We start from the raw sequence: 23,028 nt of genomic DNA on the forward strand, positions 1-23,028 counted from the left end.
CGCCATGCAAGCCGAATCCCTGAGCGATGATTTCGAAGACAACTGCGCGCGTTTTTTGCCCGAGTGCGCAGGGCAGGGCTGCGTCTGGGCGCTGGAGGGCGAAGAGGGCTTCGCACTGTGCGAGTCGGAAAAATATCCCCGGACCGAGGTAATGCCTTTTTGGTCCCAGCGGGAATTTGCCGAACTGCACGCCGATGGCGACTGGGACGATTACCACGTCGTGGCCATCGACCTGGAAGAGTTTATGGACGACTGGCTCACCGGCATGCACGAGGATGTACTGCTGGTGGGCATCAACTGGAACGATGAACTGGAAGGTATCGAACTGGAGCCGCTGGACCTGCTGGAACAACTTGAGCAGGAGTTGCAGTAGATCGCGCCGGAGAGGGCGCCAGTTGGGATAAAAACAGAAACGCGGGGAGTCTCAGGATGGGACCGTTCCCCGGCCTGATCGAAAACCCCCACTTCAAAGCGGAGTAGAGAACCCTTCCCGTGAACAAACCACCCGCGTCCCGATTCCGCCCATCCGACCGCGCCTTCGCCGCCGAGAGCCTGGCGCAGATCGGCCGCGGCTATGTGGTGCCGGACCGGGTGGCGCTGATCACCGGCTGTTCCAGCGGTATCGGCCGCGAGCTGGCGCTGGCCCTGCACCGCCGCGGCACCATCGTGATCGCCACCGCGCGGCGACCGGAGAGCCTGCAGGAGCTGGCGGACCTGGGTATCGCCACCGAGGCGCTGGACGTCAATTCCCAGGCGGATATCAGCCGCGTGGTGCACGCCCTCAAGGCCGCCTACGGGCGCCTGGATATCCTGGTGAACAACGCCGGCTACGGGCAGATGGGCCCGCTGCTGGAGCTGGACACCCGCTCTCTGGAGAGCCAGTTTCGCACCAATGTATTCGCGCCCATGGCGCTGATCCGCGCCTGCGCGCCGCTGATGAAATCCGAACGGCGCGGGGTTATTTGCAATATCGGTTCTGTATCCGGGGTGATGCCCACGCCTTTTTCCGGCGCCTACTGCGCCTCCAAGGCGGCGCTGCACGCGCTATCCGAAGTGCTGCGGCTAGAGCTGAAACCTTTCGGTATCCGCGTGATGACAGTGCAGCCGGGAGCCATCGCCTCGGAGTTCGGCCGCCACGCGGAGACTTCCCTGCGCGGTCTGCTGGCCCCGGACTCCTGGTACAAGCGCCAGGAGGAGGCAGTGCGCGCGCGGGCGCAGGAGTCGCAGCAGAACGCCACCCTGGCCAGCAGCCTGGCGCGCAAGCTGGCGGCTGAACTGTTGCGCAAGCGCCCGCCGGCACTGGTGCGCCTGGGCAACAAGAGCCGCCTGCTGCCGTGGATGGCTCGCTGGATGCCGCAGCGATTGAGGGACTGGTTGCTGTCGCGGCGCTTTCATTTGCGGCGGATTCCGCTTAAATCTTAGTGGCCGCGTTGCGGAACTGAAGCTCGGTATTCCCGAGAACCATCCCCCTGGGACCGCGAAGCTCCAGCTCCGCAGGCCCGCCGGGGGCTAAATTTATCAGGTGGGAGTAACCCTCCTACCGTTCAGCCAACCACTCCGCCACTTCATCAAAACTGCCGCGAAACAGAATCTCCCCCTCGCGCTTGCTCATCAAGTAGTCGTAACTGCCGTCGTAGTAATCGCGCAGCAGCGCCATCACTAGCGGGATATAGGTGTCTGCGTTACCGCTTCGCTCCAGTTCGAGATTGGCATCTCGCAATTGTTCGTCCAACTGCTGGTAGCGGAGGCCGCCCAGGCGTTTCTGGATTTTGCCGAGATTGCTACGCAGTTCCTCCCCCAGTGCCGCCGGGCCGTCGAAGCGCGACAGGGCCCCGGCCACATAGCCTTCGACGATACGCCGGGCGCGCGCTTCCACCGGCTCCTCCACCAGTACACGGGGAGCCGCCTGCATCGCCGCCTGCAACGGCAGAGGCAGGGCGCAGCGGCCGATGAGGTGGCTCTCGTCTTCCAGAAACACAGGGCCGGCGGTCTGTGCCAGTTTGAGCAGGTCGATACTGATGCAGTTTTCAAAATCAATCTGTGCCGGCTGTGGCTGTCCAGTCCGCCCGAAGCTGGAGCCGCGGTGGCGGGCGATGCCTTCCAGGTCCACTGTGCGCGCGGCGCGCTGGATCAGTTCCGTCTTGCCGCTGCCGGTGCGGCCGGCGATCACCACCAGCGGCAGCTGGGCGCAGTTCTGTTCCAGCCCCGCGAGCAGGAAGTTGCGCATGGCCTTGTAGCCGCCCTCCACCAACGGATAGTGGATGCCCTCGTCGAGCAGCAACTGCTGTGCGGTGCGCGAGCGCAGGCCACCGCGGAAGCAATAGAGGCAGCCATCCGGGTGCTGGCGCACGAAATCGCTCCAGTTGGACAGGCGCTGGGCGCGCACCTCCGGCGTGGCCAGTTTCCAGCCCAGTTCAATCGCCGCCTGTTGGCCGGAGCGCTTGTATTCGGTGCCCACCAGTTCCCGCTGGTGGTCGTCCAGCAGCGGGTGGCTTTCCGCGGCGGGGAAGGCGCCGCGGGCGAATTCCACCGGTGCGCGCACGTCCATCAGCGGTATGTCGAGCAAAAAAAGCTGGCGGTAATCGTTCTGGCGCAAATTCAATCTCCAAAAAGTTGCCGGCAAGTTTACCCTGAATAGGCGCCGTTGCGGATTCCCAGGACCTGTTAACACTAGATGAACGCTGAGCAGTTCACTATCCTCGCCATTCTCGCCGCCACCGTGGTGCTGTTCATATCGGGCCGCTGGCGACACGATATGGTGGCGCTTGCGTCGCTGTTTGCCTGCGTATTTGTCGGCCTCATCGAACCCGCCGACGCCTTTATGGGGTTTGCCCACCCGGCGGTGGTCACCGTGGCCTCGGTGCTGATCCTGAGCCGGGGGCTGCAAAGTACCGGGGCAATGGACATGCTGGCCCAGCGGCTGATGCCCAAAACCGATTCCCCCACCCTCGCCATTGGTGTTCTCGCCGCCGTCGGTGCGGTGATGTCCGGCTTTATGAACAATGTGGGTGCCATGGCGCTGCTGATACCGGTGGCTGCGGATGTGGCGGGCAAATGCCAGCTGCCGCCCGGCAAGGTCCTGATGCCGTTGTCTTTCGGCACCATCCTCGGAGGCATGACCACCCTGATCGGTACGCCGCCGAACCTGATCGTATCAGGCTTCCGCGCCAGCGTTGGGGCCGGCAGTTACGGCATGTTCGATTTCACCCCGGTGGGGCTCACGGTGGCTCTGGTTGGGGTGACCTTTGTGGCGCTGCTCGGCTGGCGGCTGGTGCCTATGCGCACCCAGGCCGGTGCCGCCACTTTCGACACCGGTACCTACCTGACGGAGGCGGTGGTGGAGGAGAAGAGTTCTGCCGCCGGTAAATCCCTGGCGGAGATCGAGGAGATCCTCAGCGAGGCGGATGCCCAGGTGGTGGGCCTGGTGCGCAACGAGCGGCGATTGTCCGTGGCCTCGCCGGGCAGGGCGGTGTATGAAGGCGATATCCTGGTGATCGAGGCGGAGCCCGAATCCCTCTCCGCGGCGATTTCCACCCTGGGGCTAAAACTGGAGGGGGAGAAATCCCAGGAGGAGGAAGAGGAAAACAAGAAGAAGGAGGAGTCCTCCCCGAGTCGGTTGCGGCGCGATAAGCGGTCGAAATCCGACGACAAGGAGGAATCCAAATCTTCCGAGGACAGCGAGGCCCTGTTACGCGAACTGGTGGTGATGCCCGATTCCCCCCTGGTGGGCCGCTCGGTAGAGGCGATGCGCATCCGCACCCACTATGAGATCAGCCTGCTGGCGCTCTCCCGCCAGGGTCGCCGCTCGGTGCGCCGACTGCGCTCGACGCCGATGCGCGCCGGGGACGCGCTGTTGATGCTGGGCACCGATGCGCGCCTGAACAATTTCGCCAGCGAACAGGGCTGCGTGCCGCTGGCGCAGCGCTCGATCAATATTCCCCATATGCACAAGGCCGCCATCGCCCTGCTGGCCATGGCTCTTGCCGTGGCCGGCGCGGCCTTTGGGCTGCTGCCAGCGGCTATTTCCTTCTCCGCCTGCGTGCTGGCGTTCATGGTGTTCAAGGTACTGCCTTTGCGCGAGGTATACGGGGCCATAGACGGGTCGGTGGTTGTGCTGCTGGGGGCTCTTATTCCCGTCGCGGGAGTGATGGAGTCCACCGGCGCCGCCGAGCTGGTCGCCAAGGGCATGCTGGAGTACGTCGCCCGGGGGCACGCGGTGGTGGCCGTGGCGCTGCTGCTGGTGATCACCATGACCCTGTCGGACTTTATGAACAACGCCGCCACCGCCGCGGTGATGTGCCCCATCGCCCTGGGGGCGGCAGCGCAACTGGAGGTCAACGCGGACAGCTTCCTGATGGCGGTGGCCATAGGCGCATCCTGCGCCTTCCTGACCCCGATCGGACACCAGAACAATACCCTGATCCTCGGTCCCGGCGGTTTCCGGTTTGGTGATTACTGGCGCATGGGGTTGCCGATGGAGATTCTGGTGGTGGTGGTCGCTATTCCGATGCTGCTGTGGGTCTGGCCGCTGTAAATGGTCGGTGACGGTGTAGGAGCGGCCGCTGGCCGCGATCGGCCTTCAATCGCGGCCAGCGGCCGCTCCTACAGGGGAATTTATTCAGGCGACGGAGTCATCTTCCTGCCGCGCCAGGTCCGCCAGGTATTCGCTGCAGAAGCGCAGGGCGTCGGTGACGGTGACAATTCCCGCCAATTCCCCTTCGCGCATCACTAGCACGGAGCCGATGCCCGTTTCGGCCATGGCCAGCAGTATCCTGTCCAGCGGGTCGTGAATATCGGCGATATAGGGGCGGCGGGCACAGAGATCGTGCACATACAGCTGCTGCTCCTCCAGGCGGTGGCCGGGGGCATTGGCCCTTTCGATATCCCGCCGCGATATAACCGTCTCCAGGTCGCCGTCGCGGGTGACCGGCAGGTGGTGTACCCCATGCTCCTCCATGAGCGCCAGCGCCTCCTCTACGGTGGCGCTTATATCGATATGGTAGGGGAAGGGGGTCATCAGTGCCGCCAGGGTGGGCATATGATGGATATTGCGGGGTTTGGACATAGGCACAAAACCTGAATCAGGAGACGGTTGCATTCAAAAGCATAGGCCAGTGGCGGATGTTCACCAAATCGTCCCCTGGGCGTTGATTATAGCGATATAGTCAAATATCGGTTGATATTTACCGGCGAAAGCTTATTATTCGCGACCTCTGCCCAAGTTCTGCGCAGACTCTGTAATATCGGGGCTCCCCGGCTCGCAAGGAGTTGCCGATTTACTGATTTTCAGCCGTTTGGCTGCAAATATAGTTTCACATGTTATATACCGTGATATTTACACTTCTTATCCGATAAAAGCCGGATAGGGGGTTTATTAAGCAATTTATATCGTCCGGTTTCCGGAGCCCAAACCCTGTGCCGTTTTGCGGTTCAGTTACTATCTCTGTATTTGATAACAGCAGTTGAGGTTTATTGAATGTTTCAGGAATACGATCAAATCGAACAACAAATCGCCGAGCACCAGGCAAAAATTGAAGAGCTGCAACAACAGCGGGAGCAGGTCGAACGCAAAAAGCAGGGCGTTATCGCTTTCGACAAGGCCCTGGTAAACCTGGCTGCGGAATACGATATGGCGGAGGAGGAATTCTTCGTTGCGCGCGCCGAGGAAATGGTGAACTGGCTGGTGGGCCAGCTGAACCAGGAGGATGCACCGGACTATATCCAAAGCCTCAAGTCCCGCGTCGCCCGCTCCCTGAAACGCGAAGGCGATTCCCCCCGTCGCACCCGTCGCGCGGTCGCCGCCAAATCCAGCGAACCGAAACTGGAGACCGGTCACTACCGCAACCCCTACACCGGCGCCACCGTGGAAAAGAAAAAGCGCAATCCCAAGCAGCTGAATGACTGGATTGCCGAGCACGACCTGGAAACCGTTAAGACCTGGAAGATCTAGTCCCTCCAGCTCCCCGTGTCGCGGCTGTGGCCGCGATATTCCTTTCGGTTACTACCGGGAATTTTCCAGCAGCTCCCGCACAAATCCGGCCACTACCTCGGAAGCCGGTCCGTAGCGATGCTCGTGGAAAGCGTCGTGTGTGCTGCCCGGCTCCAGGTTCAGTTCCACACTGTGGGCGCCGGCGGCGTTGGCGCATTCGACAAAGCCCGCCGCCGGGTACACATTGCCCGAGGTGCCGATGCTGATAAATAAATCGCACCCGCTGAGCGCATCGGAGATACGCTCCATTTCCAGCGGCATTTCCCCGAACCAGACCACGTGCGGGCGCAAACTGCCCGACACCCCGCAGCAGTTGCATGGATCGCCGGTGCGCAAGTCGCCGCGGATCGGGTAGAGACTGCCGGTATTGCCGCAACGCGCTTTGAGCAATTCCCCGTGCATATGGATCAGGTTGCGGCTGCCGGCGCGCTCGTGGAGGTCGTCGATATTCTGGGTGACCAGCAGGAGATCGCCGGGGAATTCCCGCTCCAGTTCCGCCAACGCCTGGTGCGCTGCGTTGGGTGCGATCTGCGGGGAGAGCAGTTGCCGGCGCCGCTCGTTGTAAAAGCGCTGTACCAGCTCCGGGTCGCGGTCAAAGGCCTCGGGAGTGGCCACGTCTTCCAGGCGGTGGTTCTCCCACAGGCCGTCGGCGCCGCGGAAGGTACGAATGCCGGACTCGGCGGAGACGCCTGCGCCGGTGAGTACGACAATGTGTTGATATTTCATGACTGTCGATTTTGCGGCGGGGGTGGGGCAAACACAAGCTCCGCCCCCACTAGCGACGTGCGCCGGTATGACGAATGTATTTCGAAGTGGATAAGAGCTAAATCCGCCAAAAGCGGGCCTTCGGCCCGCATGCCGAGCTGGGGCTCGGCGCTCCCGGCTTAGTGCATTTTCAACGGCGGCTTCACAAACCGGTTGGCCCGTCCCACCAGGTAGATCAGCATCGCCTTGGCCCAGCCGTGCACCGCCGCCAGGTGCATGCGATACAGGGAGCGGTAGGCGAAGCCGGCGATACGCCCCTCGATGGTGAGGCTGCCCTTGACCAGCGCGCCCATCAGGTTGCCCACCGCGGTGTGTTTGCTCAGGGAGACCAGCGAGCCGTGGTCGCGGTAGTGGAATTCCTTCAGCGGGCGTCCTTCGATTGTTGCGATCAGGTTGTACTCGGCAACCCCCGCCATCTGCTGAGCCGCCTGGGCGCGCGGGGGCACCTTCTGGCCGGCGCTGTCAGTGCAGCCGGCGCAGTCGCCGAGGGCGAAGATATGGGGATCGCTGACGCTCTGCAGGTCCGCGGTGACTTCGATCTGGTTGAGCCGGTTGGTGGCCAGGCTGTCCAGTTGGGCCAGGAAGTCCGCGGCTTTTACCCCCGCGGCCCAGACGCGAATGGACGCGGGGATTTCCTCGCCGTTCGCGGTGACGAAGCCCTCCCTGTTCGCTTCCGACACGGCGCAGTTGGTCATCACCCGTACTCCCAGGCGGCTGAGTTCCCGCTCGGCGTTGTTGCCCAGGCGCGGCGGCAGTGCGGGCAGCAGATGGGGGCCGGCTTCGATCAGGGTGACTTGCAGGGCGCGGCGGGCGATATGGCCGTAATGGCCCATCTGCCGGGTGGTGTCCATCAGCTCCGCGGCCAGCTCCACCCCGGTGGCGCCGCCGCCGACAATGGCGATCTGCATATTGTCGGTGACGTGGGTTTCCAGTTGCAGGAAGCTGTCCAGCAGCAGGCGGTGGAATCGCCGCGCCTGTTCGCTGCTGTCGAGGAACACGCAGTGATCGCGTACCCCCGGGGTGTGGAAATCGTTGCTCTGGCTGCCCAGGGCCAGCACCAGGTAGTCGTACTCCAGTTCACGCGCCGGTACCAACTGGCGCCCCTCGCTGTCCAGCACCGGGCTTAACTCGATCACCTGCCGGCTGCGATCGAGCTTGTGCAGGCTGCCCAGTTGGAAATCGAAGCCGTTGCCCCGGGCGTGCACCTGGTAATTGAGTGCGTCCAGGCTGGAATCCAGTGCGCCGGTGGCTACCTGGTGCAGCAGGGGTTTCCAGATATGGGTGCGATTCCTGTCCACCAGGGTGACGTGCGCCGCGGGGGATTTGCGCTGACGTTTGCGCGAGAAATAGTGGCCCAGCCGGGTGGCCAGCTGCAGACCGCCGGCGCCGCCGCCGACGATAACGATTTTCTTCATAAGGTCTTCCTGTCGACTGCTAAAAACCGATTCCCCAATCTGTGAAAGACCATCGCTGCTTTTTTTCGTCGCCGGATTGTCGGCGCTGTGTTGTGGCGCCAGTATCCCCCAGCGGTGCGCGATTGGCAATTTGCGCGGGCTGGGGACACCCCGGCGCTCCTACAAGGCGGTTTCACTTTGCGCGGCCAGCTGCTGCCAGTCCACCTTTCTAGCCAGTCGTATTGGTCGTCCACCGGCGGTATTTACCACGCCGACAATTGCCGCCCGCTCGCACCCCGCCAGTTGCAGGGCGCGTACACATTCCTCCGCTTGGGCGGCCGGTATCGCGGCGAGCAGTCCGCCGCAGGTCTGCGGATCGGTGAGCAGCGCCCAGTGGGGCAGCGCACCCCACTCGCCGGGGTTGTCGACGCTGCCATAGGCGGTGGCATTCTGCGGCTGCAGGCTGGACAACCAGCCCTGTTCCGCGCAGTGGGCGGCGCCGGACAGCAGCGGCAGGTTTTCCGCAATCAGGGTCGCGCCGAGGGGACCTGTCCCGCCGCCGGCATGGTCGAGGCCGAGCATTTCCAGCAGATGGCCGAGCAGGCCGAAGCCGGTGATATCGGTGAGGGCGCGGGCGCTGTGGCGGGCGAAGATTTCCGCGGCGGCGGCGTTACTCTTCAGCATGGTCTCCAATGCGTCCTGCAGCCAGCGGCTGCGCGCTTTTCCCAGCCCCTCGGCGGCGAACAGGGTGCCCACGCCCAGCGGTTTGCTCAGCACCAGGCAGTCGCCGGGGCGGGCGCCGGTCTTTTCCAGCAATTGGTCAGGACTGGCGATGCCGTTGACCGTGAGACCCAGTTGCAGTTCCGCACCCTCGGCGGTGTGGCCGCCGCTCAAGGCGCAGTGGTGGCGGTTGAGTTCCAGCGCCGCGCCGTCGAGCAGCTGTTGCAGGTCGCGCCGCGCCAGTTCCGCGGTCGCCAGCGGCAGGGTGACCAGCGCCTGGGCGGCGACGGGCTGGGCGTGCATGGCGAACAGGTCCGACAATGCGTGCAGCGCCGCCAGGCGGCCGAACAGCCAGGGGTCGGAGACCAGCGCGCGCAGCTGATCCGAACTCTGCACCAGCAGTTTGCCGTGGGGCAGATCCATCACCGCGGCGTCGTCACCCGCACCGCGGCGCAAGTATGGGGACTGCTGCGGCGGCAGTTTTTCCAGAGCGCGGTTCAGCACCTCGGCGCCCACCTTGGCGCCGCAGCCGCTGCAGCGCATTTTCTCCAGCGCGATACCACTGCGTTCGCCGATGATTTCCCGCGGGCGCCGCGGCGGCTCCATGGCCATGACCAGAGACAATTCGCTGAAGCGACGCATAAAAGCGCGGTCGATATGGTTTTTCCAGCGCCAGAGGCCGCCGCCCGCGACCGCGAGGCCGTTGCGCACCGCCACGGCGCGCTTGCCGCCGCAGGAGAGCAGGCTGAGGAAATGTCTCTGCGGCCGGAAGTCTTTCAGCGGCTTTCTCATAAGGGCCGCGCGCAGGTTGTGGAACAGCACCGGACCCTGGCGCACCGCGTAGACTCCGGCCTTGGGCAGCGGCTGCTCGGCGAAGCTGGCCACGTCGCCGACGGCGAAAATATTTGCCCGACCCTGTGCGCGCAGTTTTTCATCCACCAGTACGAAGCCGCGCTCGTCCAGGGCCAGGCCACTACCCGCCAGCCAGGGCGGCGCGCTGGCCTGGGTGCAGAGCAGCACCCGGTCCAGCGCCAGGGTGCGGCCGTCTTCGCCACGCAGTCCGCCGCCGGTGATTTCCGCCACCGGCCAGTTGCGGTGCACCTGTATCCCGAGTCTGTCCATTTCCCGCGACACCAGTCTGCGCGCCAGGGGTGGGTACTGCTCCGGCAGGCGGTCGCTGTTGTGCACCAGATGCACTTCGGCACGGTTACTCTCTGCACGGTTGTTGAGGGCGTGGGCTACCGCCATCGCCAGTTCACAGCCGCCGGCGCCGCCGCCCACCACGCCGAGTTTCAGCGGCGCACCGCTGTCCCGCATCAGTTCCTGGAGCTGCTGCCAGTGGCGGTGGAAGTCGCCGACAGGTTTTACCGGAATCGCCAGTTCCGAGCCCGGGATATCCCGCGCGGGGGTGGCGCCCACGTCCAGCGACAGCAGGTCGAATTCCAACTCCGGGCGATCGGCCAGGGAAATGCTGCGCTGATGCAGATCGATGTGCCGGGCGCTGGCCTGTATAAAGCGCGCGCCGGCGGCGCGGCAGAGGCGCGCCAGGTCGATATGGATTTCATCTGTGCGGTAGTGGCCCGCCACCAGCCCCGGCAACATACCGGAGTAGGCGGTTTGCATTTGCGGTGAGACCAGGGTCAGGCGCGCCCCCGGCAGCGGGTTCATGGCCCACATTCTCAGCACTATGGTGTGGGCGTGGCCGCCGCCGACCAGGACGATATCCTGGTAATTGGGGTACTCCTGCATGGTCTCTCGCGGATAGTAATGATCAATTAATAGGCAGTCTAATGGCCGAACCGGCGTACGCGCATTATTGCGCGTCAGCTTACAAAAATCCCCGTGGCGCTGGTCTTTAATTAGTGGGCGCCGCTGCAGCCCCCTGTTTCGCCAAATTCATTTTCAGCGCTGTTTACCAATAATGCCAATGCAGTCTTCCCAGTTTATCGATCCATTCAAGCGCCTGTTCCGGTGGCTGGTGGTTGGGCTGTTGCTGTTGGGGCTGTTTTCCATTACGGCCTCCATCCTGGTGCGGGAGGGTATCGAGCACTGGCTGCGGCAACGCGGCATGGAGACGCAGATCGATCATCTGTATGTATCCATCCCCACACTGAGTCTCTATGTGCATGGGGTGCGAATAAAAAACGACCGCGGGCGCGGTTTCCGCGCGCGGGAACTGATGCTCAACTACAGCTGGTGGCAGCTGCTGCGCGGGCGCCTGCAATTGCAGGAGGCGTACCTGGACGGCGCGCACATGGACCTGGAATCCCGCTGGGAGGACGGGCGCCGCCTCTGGGAGATCGGTGGATTGAGACTGGGCGCGGTACCCCCTGCACAGCGGGACCTGCGCCTGCTGTTCGAACGCCTGCGCGTCCACGACAGCCGGCTCTGCTACCGCCACAGGCCCCAGTGGCAGACGCCGACCTGTATCGATTTCACCGAGCTGCGCGCGCGGGAGTTCCTGGTGCGGGTGCTGCGCCGCGGCGATGACCCGTTGCAACTGACGATCGGTGCCGACCGGCTGCAGCTGCGCAACCTGCTGGCGAGAGATGGCAGAGACGGCGATCCCAATACCGCGCTGGTGAAATTGGACCTGGAGGAGGCGATGTTCAAACACCCGGGCAACCGTATCACCGCCGCGCGGCTCGAAGCCGAGCACTTCGCCAGTTGCCCGCCGGCGCGTTGGGCTGAAGTGCGGCCGGGCCTGCGCCGGGTGATCGGCCACTGCGGCGCAGCGCGGAAGTTGCAACTGGAAGGCGAACTGTTGTTTTCCTTCGGCCCCGAGGCCCGGGCGCAATGGCAGAGGGGCAGCGGCCAGGGCATCCTGCTGCGGCACAGCAATCGCCGCTACCCCAACTGGCGGGCGGACACCCTGGCCATGAACCGCTTCCGCTATACCCGCGAGGAAAAAAAGCTCACTTGGCACCGCGCCGGCGCCACCGCCTTCGACTGGTGTCCGTCGGCGTGGCGCAACCGCGAACATCACTACTGCGTGCGCGCAGGTACCCTGCAACTGCCCGAGCCGGTGGTCTTCGACTGGAGCCAGCGCCTGAATGTGCACACCACCGGCGGCCACCTACAGCAGACCCGGTTGCTGGACCGGGCCGGCGATGTGCGCAACCCACTTACCCTGAATGACACCCTGATCGGCGAACTCAACTATACGGGCGCAGAACGCAGCCTGGAATTTCGCGGCCTGGAGATGGGCAGTGCCAGCGGCTGTATTCCCGGCAGCCTGTGGCAAACGGATGACTTCTGCCTGCGCATGGCCGGCCTGCGCACCCCGGAGCCGCTGCAGATCCGCTTCGCCTCGCAGCGCGAGGGGCAGCCCTGGGGTTTCGACAGCGGCCAGTTGGCGCTGGCCGAGTTCAGTCTGAAGCGCCAGGGGCAGCCACAGCTGCAGGTGCGGGAACTGCGCTGGCAACATATCAGCTTGTCCGGGTCCGGCTCGCCGCTGCGGCTGCAGGATTTCGACCTGAAATTCCTTTCCGGCTGTCTGCCGGACGCGCTCCTGCCGAAGCGGTTGCGCTCCCTGTGCGCGGACGTGCGCCGCCTTTCCGGAGTGGGGAATTTCGCCTGGACCGATGGTGACGACGGCTTCCTTATCCTCGGTGAACTGTGGCTGGAGCGCATGTTGCTGGCGGATAGGCTGAATGGCGATCGCGGACTGCTGCTGCGACAACTGCACACGGGTCACGGTTACTTCCGCCGCCAGAGTGATACCGAGAACCCCTGGATCGACGACAATCGGCCGCGCAAGTCGGCGACCTCTCTCACTTCAGCCGAGGCCGACGAAGGCGGGGAGAAAGGCCTGCTGCCGGACGAGCGGGCCGCGGATGACAGGGGCGCGGCGCAGGTGCCGGATGTGCGCCGGCCCAACCTGCAGTTGGAGCGTCTCTCCCTCAGCAGTTTGCAGGGTTGCCTGCCATACAGCTGGGCGCGGCTGCTGTACGAAGAGCCGCGGCAAATGCCCGGCTGTTTCGATCTGCTCAACCTGCGCCAGCACCAGCCATTGAAAGTCGCCTGGGGAGGCGGGGTGGACCTGATTGCGGCGGAGCTGACCCTGGATCGGGCGAAGACAAAAACCCTGGCGGGCCGCGATTTATTCAGCCTGTCCGGCCTGCGGGTGCCGGAAGCGAAGGTCCGCTATCTGCAGTGGAACCACAGTGCGGATTTCTTCCTGCCGTATTTTTCCCTGGAAGAATTCAATGGTTGCCTACCGTCTTCGGTTGCCTCCCCGGTGCTCGATATTCGCTGTGCGGATTTATCCGACGTGCGCCTGGGCGAGAATTTTCAAGTGCAGATAGACCGGCGCCAAGTGTCGGCAAATCTGAACGGTACCCTGGCGCGACGGATACTCCTCACTGAACAGGAAGACCAGGTTGTTATCGATGTGCAGAAATTCCTGGCGCCGCGGCTGGAAATCGCCTGGCTGCGCGATACCGCAAAGGCGACGCGTCTGAAAATAAAAAACGTTTCCGCCGCCCAACTGCACGGCTGCCTGCCCCATAGCTTCACCCTGCGCTCCGGCCTTCCCCGTTGCATTTCCACTTCGGACTTGCGCACTTTGGGGGCGGAGGAAGCCCCCGGACTAAGACTGGGCCGCACGCTACTGAAGACGGCACCGGTGGCGGAACCCCTCTGGCGCATCGAAGCCGTCGAAGTGGCGAGATTGTCGCTGACACCGGATGCGCTGGAGCTTTACGGGTTGGAAGTGCACCAGCTGCTGGCCTGCGGACTCTGGACCCTCCTGCCTGAAAAGGCGCGGGCCTGGGGGATAGCGGATTGCATCGCTGCGGAGGACCTGCAGTTTGCCGGTGTCAGCCGCATCGGCCTGACCCCCGCGGTGGCGCGCCTGGAACTGGGGGAATTGAATTCGGAGGCGATAGCCCTGTGGCAGGAGGAGGGGGAATACGCACAGGTTGGGCTGCAGCGTTTGAGCTGGAAAAAGTTGCGCTGGAACGGTGGCCCTGTGGTGTGGGTAACGGATCTGCGGATACACGATTTCCAAGGCTGTCCTGTCGGACCCGTGGAGCAGGTGGCCGCACAGGTCGCGGGGGCGGCGAAGGCGCCGGTGGGGGATTCCTGTATCCGGCTGGGCGACCTCTATCTGCCGGGGAAACAAAGGCTGTCGCTGGCGCCACCATTTTCCTTCGGCGGGTCCATCGTGCTGGCGGACCTGTCGATCGGCAACCGGTCCGGCGAGCCCTGGGAATTTGCCCGGGTTCAACTGGACCAACTCACCTACGGCGGCGACGGCCTGTCGATCGGCAGCCTGTCCGGCCTGAGCGGCTGCCTGCCGGCCGGCTGGCTGGGGGATACGCGGCTGGCACCCTGTTATCAATTGGGACCCATGCGGCTGCAGGGCATCGAGCGCGTGGATACCCCCGCCGGGCGGATCATCGAATTACATGGGCTGGTTATCGACGGCGCCCGGCTGATCCAGGCGGACTACCCAAAGGGGTTGCAGGCCCAGTTGCTGCAGTTGGAATCCCTGAGCGTCGGGATTTTTCGCTTCGGCGCCGGGGAGGTTTCCGCCGACGATTTGCGCATGAGCGGTATCAGCGGCTGTATTCCCCGGGGCTATATCAGTCGCGTGGATCACTGCGTGGCGGCGGACAGTCTGGAAACCCGCGGAAGCTATCGCGGTCGAGATGGGTTGGCGCTGGACTATATCCGGGTGGAACAGCCGCAGATCCTGAGCGCCGGCGGGGAACGGCTGGTGCGCGGGGATTCGATCCGGATGGAACAGCTGTTTGTCAGCGAACGGCAGCTGCGCTTTCAGTATGCGGAGGCCGGCGGGGTCGCATTCTTCGGCCGCGCCGAAGATGCACCGGACTACGAGCACCACGCCTGGAGTGGCGAAATGGAGCTGTTGCGGGTCGATCGTCTGCACTATGACCGCGCGGGAGACCACCTGGATATTGCCAGCGTCGACATGGTGCGGCCTAAGGCGATCCTGGTTCGCGACCGTCTGGGAGAGTTTCCCTTGCGCAGACAGTTGGCGGCCCTTACCGGCGAAATGCCAACCCTGGCCAAAGCGGGAGAAGCGGTTACCGAAAAACTGAAATTCCGCTACCGCATCGGCGACATCAATATCGACAGTGGCACGTTAACCTGGATCGATCACCTGGGTCGGTTCCGCAGCCGGTTGCCGGTGCGCGAGATCAACCTGCGCCTGATCAACGCCAGCAACCACCCGCTGCACCCGCCGGCCATCCTGCTGGTGAATGCCCGACCCGGGGGCCTGGGGGAAGTGCAGCTGGCGGGGTTTATCGACTACAAGGACACCCGGAAATGGGACGCCAACCTGACGGGCTATCTCAAAAACGTCAACCTGATTCCCGCCAGCCCTTATATGGCCAACCTGCTGGGCTACAAGATCCTGCAGGGGCAGGTGGACGCCACGATGGATATTCGCATCGTGGACAACAAGGTGGATGCCCTTTCCGAAATCGTGCTGAATAAAATCAAAGTCCGCCGCGTGCGCGACGGGGATTCCCTGCCGGTGGAAAAAACGCTCATTCCCCTGAATATCGCCCTGGCGCTGTTGCGCGACGGCAAGGGCAATGTGCGTTTCTCCATGCCGATAACCGGCAATCTCTACGACCCGAAATTCTCCTTCAGCTTTATTTTCGGCGATCTTCTGCAACGTGCCATCATGGAAGCGCTGTTCAGCTACTTTACGCCACTGGGGTTCTACACCCTCGCGCGCCTGGCGTGGGAGCGTTTGCGCGCCGTGCGCTTCAAACCGGTGCCCTTTGCCCCGGGCAGTGACGAATTGAGCCTGGAGGCCAGGGAGCACCTGGCGGATGTGGTGTCTACATTAAGAGAACGCCCGGAGGCACGTCCGGGCATCTGTGGTGTCGCCACCGCCCGGGACTGGATTGCGCTGTATCCCGCCAGTACGCCCGGCATGCGTGGCAGCCGCAAGGCGCGGGAAACCTTCTATCGCTTCCCGCCCACTGAGATACACGAGGAGTTGGAAGAGCTGGCCGATCGCCGCAGCCAGCGTGTGCAGCTCTTCCTGTTGAACTCCGGCATTACCGCGGACAAATTCATCCAGTGCGCGCCGGACTACAACGGCCGCGATTTCGAGGAGCCGCGAGTGGAGCTTTCCAATTAGGGCTGTTGAAGAAGCTGTTTTTTGTAGGATGGGCAAAGCGCAGCGTGCCCATCAGACGGGCATAGATGGGCACGCTGCGCTTTGCCCATCCTACGGAAGAAAATAGTTATGGCCATGAATCTCGCGCAGAAACTTATCCAACCCCATCTCGCCAGCGGCTCCCTGGAGCCCGGCGCGCCGATCGAACTGGTGATCGACCAGACCCTCACCCAGGATGCCACCGGCACCATGGTAATGCTCGAATTCGAGGCCTTGGGCCTGCCGCGGGTGAAGACAGAAATTTCCGCGCAATACGTGGATCACAACCTGCTGCAGACGGACTTCAAGAACGCCGACGATCACCTGTTCCTTCAGAGTGCCTGTCGCAAATACGGCGTCTGGTATTCGCGCCCGGGCAACGGCGTGAGTCACCCGGTGCACATGTGCTGCTTCGGCATCCCCGGTAAGACCCTGTTGGGTTCCGACAGCCACACCTGCGCCGCCGGCTCAATGGGTATGCTGGCAATCGGCGCCGGTGGTTTGCAGGTGGCCCTGGCCATGGCAGGCATACCTTTCTCCACTAAGATGCCGAAGATTCTCGGGGTGAAACTGGAGGGTGAACTTCCCCCCTGGGTGAGCGCCAAGGATATTATCCTGGAGATGCTGCGCCGGCAGACGGTGAAGGGTTGCGTGAATAAAATTGTCGAATATTACGGTCCCGGCCTGGATAAGCTCACCGCCATGGACCGCCACGTGATCGCCAATATGGGCCAGGAACTGGGTGCGACCACCAGCGTCTTTCCCGCCGATCAAGCGGTCAGGGCATTTTTGCGGCAACAGCAACGGGAGGCGGATTATGTCGAACTGGCCGCGGACGAAGGCGCCAGTTATGACGAGACCGATACCATCGACCTCTCCACTTTGGAGCCGCTGATCGCCTGCCCGTCCAGCCCGGACAAGGTGGTGCCGGTGCGGGAGGTGGCGGGCAGACCCATCTACCAAAGCTATATCGGCTCCTCCGCCAACCCGGGCCTGCGGGACTTTGTGATCCCCGCGCAGATGGTTGCCGGCCGGCGGGTAAACGACGGCGTCTCCTTCGATATCAACCCCACCTCGCGCCAGCTGCTCGAGGAAATCAGCCGCAGCGGAGAACTGGCGAAATTACTGGAAGCCGGCGCGCGCCTGCACCAGACCGGCTGCGGCGGCTGCATCGGCATGGGACAGGCGCCGGCCAGCGGGCGCATCAGCCTGCGCACCGTTCCGCGCAACTTCCCCGGTCGCTCCGGCACCGTGGAGGATCAGGTCTACCTCTGCAGCCCGGAGACTGCCACCGCCAGCGCACTTCACGGCGAAATCACTGATCCCCGTGATATGGATATGGACTACCCGTCTTTTACCGAGCCGGTACAGCTGTCGGATATGCGCCCACTGCTGCAGGCGCCGATGGACTCTTCCCTGATAGAGACCGTGGAAGTGGAACTGGAAAAGGGCCCTAATATCAAGCCTCTGCCGGACTTCGAATCGCTGCCAAAAATATTAAAAGGTCCGCTGTTGCTCAAGGCCGGCGACAATGTCTCCACCGATGAAATACTCCCCGCCGGCGCTGAGATACTGCCCCTGCGCTCCAATATTCCCGCGATCAGCCGTTACACATTTTCCCGTATCGACAAGGATTTCTACCAACGCGCCATGGACCTGAAGGGCGACTGCTTCGTGGTGGGCGGAGAAAACTATGGCCAGGGCTCCAGCCGGGAGCACGCCGCTATCACGCCGCGCTACCTGGGGGTGCGCTGCGTGATCGCCAAGAGCATGGCGCGCATCCACCGGCGCAACCTGGTCAATTTCGGCATAATCCCACTGTTGTTCGAAAACCCCGATGACTACGACAAACTGCAACAGGACGCCGAACTGGAACTGGACAATCCGGTGGATCAGCTGGTGGAGGACCAGCCGGTGCAGCTCAAGAACCTGTCCTCCGGGGAACTGATCACGCTGCGCCACGATCTCTCGGAGGAGGAGATCGCAACGCTCAGAGCGGGTGGGTTGATCAGCCGGACGCGTGAGGAGCACCCGGATATCCACTGATAACAACACAATCATTCACACTAATTATGCCGCTTTCAACAAATCAGCGCGGCGGAAAGGTTGCACGCACCTATTCCTGCCGCGTACAACAGCTATGAAACCTGAAGAAGTATTGGATTCTTCCGGGAAGATAGGGTTGGACCTCCTGGTGTTAGGGGCCGCATACGTTATTCACATGGGATCTGCATATATCGCCTTCAGCTTGGGTGGAGATTGGTATGCCCGTTCGGGATCACTGCTGGTGATGTTTAGTGTCTATCTTGAATACAGGAATTTTAGCTTTACCCAGGAGTTGAATCAGTTGGCTCAGAAAGAAGGCGAATTATCGGATGCCGAAATGGAAGAATTGACGCTTCCGAAAAAGCGTAGATATCTGAACATTGTTGTATTGGTAACGCTTGTATATGGTACATTGGTTTGGGGGTATGGTGATCTTTTATGAGAAAACCGTAAATGGATTCAAAGACAGCCACATTTGCAATGATCGATTCTACAATACAGGGGATATTGTGGGCCGTTCTATGTTTCGCGCTTATTCGGAATTTCGGCTTAGAGGGCTATTGGTATATTGTTTGTTCAGTAGTGCTAATTGCGGAGATTGGAATGCTCTTTATACATCAGAGAATCACTTTTCCTGGGTTGATCAAATATTTGGGATATGAGTCAAATGAAAAGCTGGAGGAAGTGAAGAAATTTAATATAAATGATCACTGGATAAATATATTGACGATGTTCATCGTTGTCTATTTTTGCTTGTCTTTGTGATTCCATGACTGTTTAAGAGCGGAATTCCATAGGGGAATCGGCCTGCGATCGATGGCGACACGCTATATGAAGAGATATCAATATGATCAGGGTCATATACGAATGAAAAGTTGAACCGTCGAACATTTTGCCGTTTCAGAAGACCTGGAGAGAAACTACTTGTCGGATTCATGAGAGTGTCAAGGGGGCGAGAGGCGGCGAGTGCGGCTCTTGCAGGTGTAGCTTACGCTGAAGCCAAGCGAGTGGCCAACAGTTTGGGGATCTACGCCGAGGATAAAACCTTGTGGTCAGACACCGGGTATGTGCGGCAGATCCTGTCTGCTCTCCAAATTTCCACATCGGCTGTGGAAGTTCCGTTTGAGTCTTGGGATCGCCTTCCAGCGAAAGCCCTGCTTGCAATCAAATGGCATATAGAAGGAGGAAAGCCTTTCTGGCATTGGGTTGTATTTTCCAGACAAGACGATCAGGCCTTCGTACTGGATTCCAAGAAAAGTTTGAAATCGCACATCCGTCGTGATTTTGGACGTATGAAACCCAAATGGTATATCGAGGTATGCAGTTAACAAACCCAGCGGTTTAATACTCGATGGCTGTTGAGTGTTCCTGAGAAGATGTAACGTTACGAGAAAACGGCGCAACACCATGAGGTGATCCTCACCTTTCTTCCAGCTTTTTCCAGTCTGCACTCCTTTGTCGTTTGCTCTTGACTTGTAAGCACCGCCCATTTTTAATCGCGGCGTGCTTTTTGTGGCAGTCTTTAAGAGGAGAATAAAACGTGCATAAAGTCATTAGCTTGACCTTGGGGATGTTGACGTGTATGGCCGCTTCTACTGCGGTGGCGCAGGGGGATACGGCACCGTCGCTGTATAAGAGCCGCTGGGGCGTCAGCGCGGAACTGATCAATTTCGATCCCGATATTGCCACCGCCAACGGTATTTCCGACAGCGGCTTTGGTATCGGTGTCGGCTATGCGGGCGAGAAGGGCCTGTTCAATTTCAACATTGGAGCCAGTTTCTTTATTATCGACGACGAAGACGAGTTCTCCCAGCGGGTGGAAAACGACTGGACTGGCGACGAATCCACCGAAGACTCAAGCATCGATGCCGGTTCAATCTATATCGATGGCGGCATTCAGCTTCCGCTCTCCGAATCCGGCAATTTTGTACTGGGCCTCAACGCAGGTTACCGCTATTTCGATATCGACCGCGGTATCACCTATTGCAGTGACTGCTACAGTGAAAATGTGGATATAGAGAGCACTACCTACCTCAAACCCTTTGCTCGTTTTGGCTTCAGCGATGCGATTTCTGGCACGCTGGCCTACTACAGCTACAACGGGGACAAGGGTGCAGATAACTCGCTGCAGTTTTCAGTGGACTGGAATTTCTGATTTCGGGCTGTTCTGTTCGAGCACAGAAATGAGATCCGGAGTCAGGTCTCGCTTTCGCCGGATTGCACACATGGTTCCATTGCTTTCGCCCGCTCTTCGGGCAGCCAATCGGTGGCGGGCATGGAACCGCATTCGATCCAGTCGGCATAGAATCCGATCTTCCGGTCGATCATTTCGAGGGCGCGGTTCCATTCCACGATATGTTCCTCAACCTGCAGCCGGTGAGCCTGTAGAAGTTGCTGTCGTTGGTCGAGGGTGTCCGCACCCTCTTCGACCAGGGCGGTATAACGGTGCATATCCTTGATAGACATACCTGTACAGCGCAGGCGCCCGAGCAGTTCCAGCCAGCCGACGTGATGCTCGCTGTAAACGCGACGTCCACCGGCGTCGCGACGTACGCCGGGCATAAGTCCCTGGCTTTCGTACCAGCGAATGGCGTGCACGCTCTTCCCCGAGCGTGCGGCGAGCTCCCCGATGCGAAGCCGGGAGCGCGATCGCTCAGCGTTGTGTTGGCGCATCGAGAACCTCCTCGACAAGTAGCGTATCCATATACTCGGTCAGCTCCTTTATCTTGCCGTTTTCGAAGCGGCAAATGTAACAGTAGGTATTGTTATAGGGCTTGCCCGAGCGAAGGGAAACTTTGCCACGACACTCCACTGCCACACAGTCACCTTCCGCAATAAAGCGATAGGCGGTATTGGTATAGGTATCCGCGAACTGGGCGAACAGCGGATACAGCAACTCATCGCGAATCTGCCGCAGGCCGCGATAGGTGCCGGACCAAGCGGTCGTGCCGATGATTGTCCAGGTGGCGTCTTCGTCCATCAAGGCACCAAACGGGCCGCGATTACCCTCGGCCAGCGCGTCGAAAGCTTCTTGCAACGCGAGCTTGTTCTGCAGGTGCAGTTCGGTTTCCCGTGGCATGGCTGATCTCCTTGGTTTTACCGGGATGGCGGCATTCTTATAGCCTTGAGTGAAATTAAACATCCTAGAGTGCACTCTAGGTCAAGAGCGATCATTCTACTTCGCCGTATGATTCCGATCCGTTTCATTATTCATTTGAGGAGTTGTCGTGGATGGCATGCACCGCGGGGCTGGAGATTAGAGTGGTCGGGGATTGGAACCATCCTCGAAACCAAAAAATGGCTGCATCAGTCAGGCCCAGGTGACCTTGTGACGCAATCATTGAGCAACATCTCAATGTCTGATCTTTCGTTTCAGCGGGTAGCCCCTGGCGCCCGCTGAACTCAAACCTTCCAACTTACACCGCCGGGTGATAATTAGGTTTTCTTTCCCTCGAAACCTAATTACTCAACCGATCCATCCGCAACCGCTCCCGCCGGTCAAACAACCGTCGCGAGCAGATGGCAACGGCAGCGAAAGTCCCGAAGCCGGTGCCTCCGGCGACGGTGAACATAATCAGTATCTGGTATTTGACCGCCAGCGCCGGCGGGCTGCCGGCGAGGATCTGGCCGGTCATCATGCCCGGCAGGGAGACGATGCCCGCCGCGGCCATGGAGTTGATAATCGGCATCAGCCCCGCGCGCATGGCCTCGCGGCGGAAATCGCCGCAGGCCTGTGTCCAGGTCTCGCCCAGCATCAGCCGGTTTTCGATGATATCGCGGGAGCGCCGTGCGCTTTCGGTGAGCCGGTCCAGGCCGAGGGCCACGCCGGTCATGGTGTTGCCGAGCAGCATGCCCAGCAGCGGAATGGCGTACTGGGGTTCGTACCAGGGGCTGGGACCTATGATTACCACCAGGGTCAGCACGGTGACGCTGAACGCGGAGATAAACATGGATAGGGTGCCGATGCCGAAGCTCCAGCCGCCGCGCAGCCGGTATTTCTGCCGCGCCATCACTTCCCGCCCGGCGAGCAGCAGCATGACCAGCCCCATCAGGGCCACCCAGTGCAGGCTGCCCACTGCGAACAGCGCCTCCAGCACCATGCCCACCAGCGCGAGCTGGATAGCGGTGCGCGCCGCGGCGATCAACAGGGATTTGCCAATCCCCAGGTGGGCAATATGAGTGCAGGCGGCCAGCGCCAGCACCAGTGACGACGTCAGGGCCAGTTGCCACCAGGAGAGGTCGATCACGTTCATTCCCGCAGCTCCCGCTCCACCAGTTGTGAGCCTTCGATGCGGAAGTGCCGCCGGGCCACGCGGCGGATCTGGTCTTCGCGGTGCGCCACCCACAATACCGGTTGGTGGTGCTCGCGAATCAGGGACTGCAGCCACTCCTCCGCCCGCCGGGTGGTCTCATCGTCCAGATTGGCGGTGGGCTCGTCCAGCAGCAACACCTGGGGTTCGCGGGACAGGGCTCGCACCAATGCCAGGCGCTGCTTCTCACCGGACGACAGACGGGCCACCGGCCAGTCGGAGGTTTCTTCACTGAAACCCAGCGTGCGGAGCGCCTTGGACATCGGCTTGTCCAGGTGCTCGCCCACCGTATCGAACCACCAGGCGCTCTCCGCAGGCACCATCATCACCGCCCGCCGCCATTGGTGGCCGGGTATTGAGGACTGCTCCTGTTCTCCCAGGCGAATCTCTCCGCCGTGGGATTCCAGGTCAGCGATCGCCCGCAGCAGCCGGCTTTTGCCGGCACCGGAGGCGCCGGACAGGCAGACGATCTCCCCCGGCGCCAGGGTCAGGTTGATATCTTCGAGTGCGCCGATGGCGACGCGGTTGAGGTGGAGTTTCGAGGCCAATGGGTTTCCGGCTCTTCTCTAGTGTGGTGTAAGGTACTAATTGTGTATATCAGAGCCCCCCAAATTGTTCACAGTTAGGCGCAGCTCGCAGGGAATGGTCATTCCATTTTCA

At 61.4% G+C, this 23,028-nt stretch carries 18 protein-coding genes; 9 read left to right on the top strand and 9 right to left on the bottom strand.

Annotated elements, in window-relative coordinates; translation table 11 throughout:
• Window positions 1-4 precede the first annotated feature (4 nt).
• Window positions 5-373 (top strand): DUF2750 domain-containing protein, encoded by a 369-nt coding sequence (locus FHS09_RS16660; protein WP_183461962.1) that lies wholly within the window; start codon window positions 5-7, stop codon window positions 371-373.
• Between the two features lie 119 nt (window positions 374-492).
• Window positions 493-1,422, top strand: coding sequence for an SDR family oxidoreductase (locus FHS09_RS16665; protein ID WP_183461964.1), 930 nt, complete (start codon window positions 493-495; stop codon window positions 1,420-1,422).
• Between the two features lie 115 nt (window positions 1,423-1,537).
• Here the strand turns inward: FHS09_RS16665 and mnmH are convergent, their stop codons facing one another.
• Complete coding sequence (gene mnmH / locus FHS09_RS16670; protein ID WP_246395101.1) at window positions 1,538-2,596, bottom strand: tRNA 2-selenouridine(34) synthase MnmH; 1,059 nt, start codon at window positions 2,594-2,596, stop codon at window positions 1,538-1,540.
• 78 nt (window positions 2,597-2,674) lie between these two features.
• Between mnmH and FHS09_RS16675 the strand changes: the two genes are divergently transcribed.
• On the top strand, window positions 2,675-4,534 hold the full coding sequence (locus FHS09_RS16675) for an SLC13 family permease (RefSeq protein WP_183461966.1): 1,860 nt from the start codon (window positions 2,675-2,677) through the stop codon (window positions 4,532-4,534).
• An 84-nt stretch (window positions 4,535-4,618) separates the two neighbouring features.
• Here FHS09_RS16675 and FHS09_RS16680 read toward each other — a convergent pair whose 3' ends face one another.
• Complete coding sequence (locus FHS09_RS16680) at window positions 4,619-5,065, bottom strand: CBS domain-containing protein (protein ID WP_246395102.1); 447 nt, start codon at window positions 5,063-5,065, stop codon at window positions 4,619-4,621.
• 411 nt (window positions 5,066-5,476) lie between these two features.
• Here FHS09_RS16680 and FHS09_RS16685 point away from each other — a divergent pair, with 411 nt between their 5' ends.
• On the top strand, window positions 5,477-5,950 hold the full coding sequence (locus tag FHS09_RS16685) for a hypothetical protein (RefSeq protein WP_183461967.1): 474 nt from the start codon (window positions 5,477-5,479) through the stop codon (window positions 5,948-5,950).
• A 51-nt stretch (window positions 5,951-6,001) separates the two neighbouring features.
• Here FHS09_RS16685 and cobB read toward each other — a convergent pair whose 3' ends face one another.
• The 3 genes from cobB to selD form a co-directional block, all read right to left on the bottom strand.
• The gene (cobB, locus tag FHS09_RS16690) at window positions 6,002-6,715 is read right to left on the bottom strand and encodes a Sir2 family NAD+-dependent deacetylase (RefSeq protein ID WP_183461968.1); all 714 of its coding nucleotides are present in this window, start codon (window positions 6,713-6,715) and stop codon (window positions 6,002-6,004) included.
• A gap of 158 nt (window positions 6,716-6,873) precedes the next feature.
• A complete protein-coding gene (locus FHS09_RS16695; protein ID WP_183461969.1) occupies window positions 6,874-8,169 on the bottom strand; it encodes an NAD(P)/FAD-dependent oxidoreductase in 1,296 nt (431 codons plus the stop codon).
• 159 nt (window positions 8,170-8,328) lie between these two features.
• Complete coding sequence (selD, locus tag FHS09_RS16700) at window positions 8,329-10,617, bottom strand: selenide, water dikinase SelD (protein WP_183461970.1); 2,289 nt, start codon at window positions 10,615-10,617, stop codon at window positions 8,329-8,331.
• A gap of 178 nt (window positions 10,618-10,795) precedes the next feature.
• Here selD and FHS09_RS16705 point away from each other — a divergent pair, with 178 nt between their 5' ends.
• From FHS09_RS16705 to FHS09_RS16725, 5 genes are all read left to right on the top strand, one after another.
• Window positions 10,796-15,994: a DUF748 domain-containing protein gene (locus FHS09_RS16705; protein ID WP_183461971.1), complete on the top strand. Its 5,199-nt coding sequence runs from the start codon at window positions 10,796-10,798 to the stop codon at window positions 15,992-15,994.
• A 108-nt stretch (window positions 15,995-16,102) separates the two neighbouring features.
• A complete protein-coding gene (locus FHS09_RS16710; protein ID WP_183461972.1) occupies window positions 16,103-18,058 on the top strand; it encodes an aconitate hydratase in 1,956 nt (651 codons plus the stop codon).
• A gap of 94 nt (window positions 18,059-18,152) precedes the next feature.
• Window positions 18,153-18,500: a hypothetical protein gene (locus FHS09_RS16715; RefSeq protein WP_183461974.1), complete on the top strand. Its 348-nt coding sequence runs from the start codon at window positions 18,153-18,155 to the stop codon at window positions 18,498-18,500.
• A gap of 499 nt (window positions 18,501-18,999) precedes the next feature.
• On the top strand, window positions 19,000-19,386 hold the full coding sequence (locus FHS09_RS16720; RefSeq protein ID WP_221192068.1) for a hypothetical protein: 387 nt from the start codon (window positions 19,000-19,002) through the stop codon (window positions 19,384-19,386).
• A 212-nt stretch (window positions 19,387-19,598) separates the two neighbouring features.
• A complete protein-coding gene (locus FHS09_RS16725; RefSeq protein ID WP_183461976.1) occupies window positions 19,599-20,213 on the top strand; it encodes an outer membrane beta-barrel protein in 615 nt (204 codons plus the stop codon).
• 41 nt (window positions 20,214-20,254) lie between these two features.
• Here FHS09_RS16725 and FHS09_RS16730 read toward each other — a convergent pair whose 3' ends face one another.
• The 4 genes from FHS09_RS16730 to FHS09_RS16745 form a co-directional block, all read right to left on the bottom strand.
• Window positions 20,255-20,731 (bottom strand): MerR family transcriptional regulator, encoded by a 477-nt coding sequence (locus tag FHS09_RS16730; protein ID WP_183461978.1) that lies wholly within the window; start codon window positions 20,729-20,731, stop codon window positions 20,255-20,257.
• Window positions 20,712-21,137, bottom strand: a complete 426-nt coding sequence (locus FHS09_RS16735) for a nuclear transport factor 2 family protein (protein WP_183461980.1) — start codon at window positions 21,135-21,137, stop codon at window positions 20,712-20,714. The genes FHS09_RS16730 and FHS09_RS16735 overlap by 20 nt, the downstream gene beginning before the upstream one ends.
• Before the next feature lie 379 nt (window positions 21,138-21,516).
• Window positions 21,517-22,311, bottom strand: coding sequence for an ABC transporter permease (locus tag FHS09_RS16740; protein ID WP_183461983.1), 795 nt, complete (start codon window positions 22,309-22,311; stop codon window positions 21,517-21,519).
• Window positions 22,308-22,916, bottom strand: coding sequence for an ABC transporter ATP-binding protein (locus tag FHS09_RS16745; RefSeq protein WP_183461985.1), 609 nt, complete (start codon window positions 22,914-22,916; stop codon window positions 22,308-22,310). The genes FHS09_RS16740 and FHS09_RS16745 overlap by 4 nt, the downstream gene beginning before the upstream one ends.
• Window positions 22,917-23,028: the final 112 nt, after the last annotated feature.

The organism is Microbulbifer rhizosphaerae (assembly GCF_014191725.1).
Classification (GTDB): Bacteria; Pseudomonadota; Gammaproteobacteria; order Pseudomonadales; family Cellvibrionaceae; genus Microbulbifer; species Microbulbifer rhizosphaerae.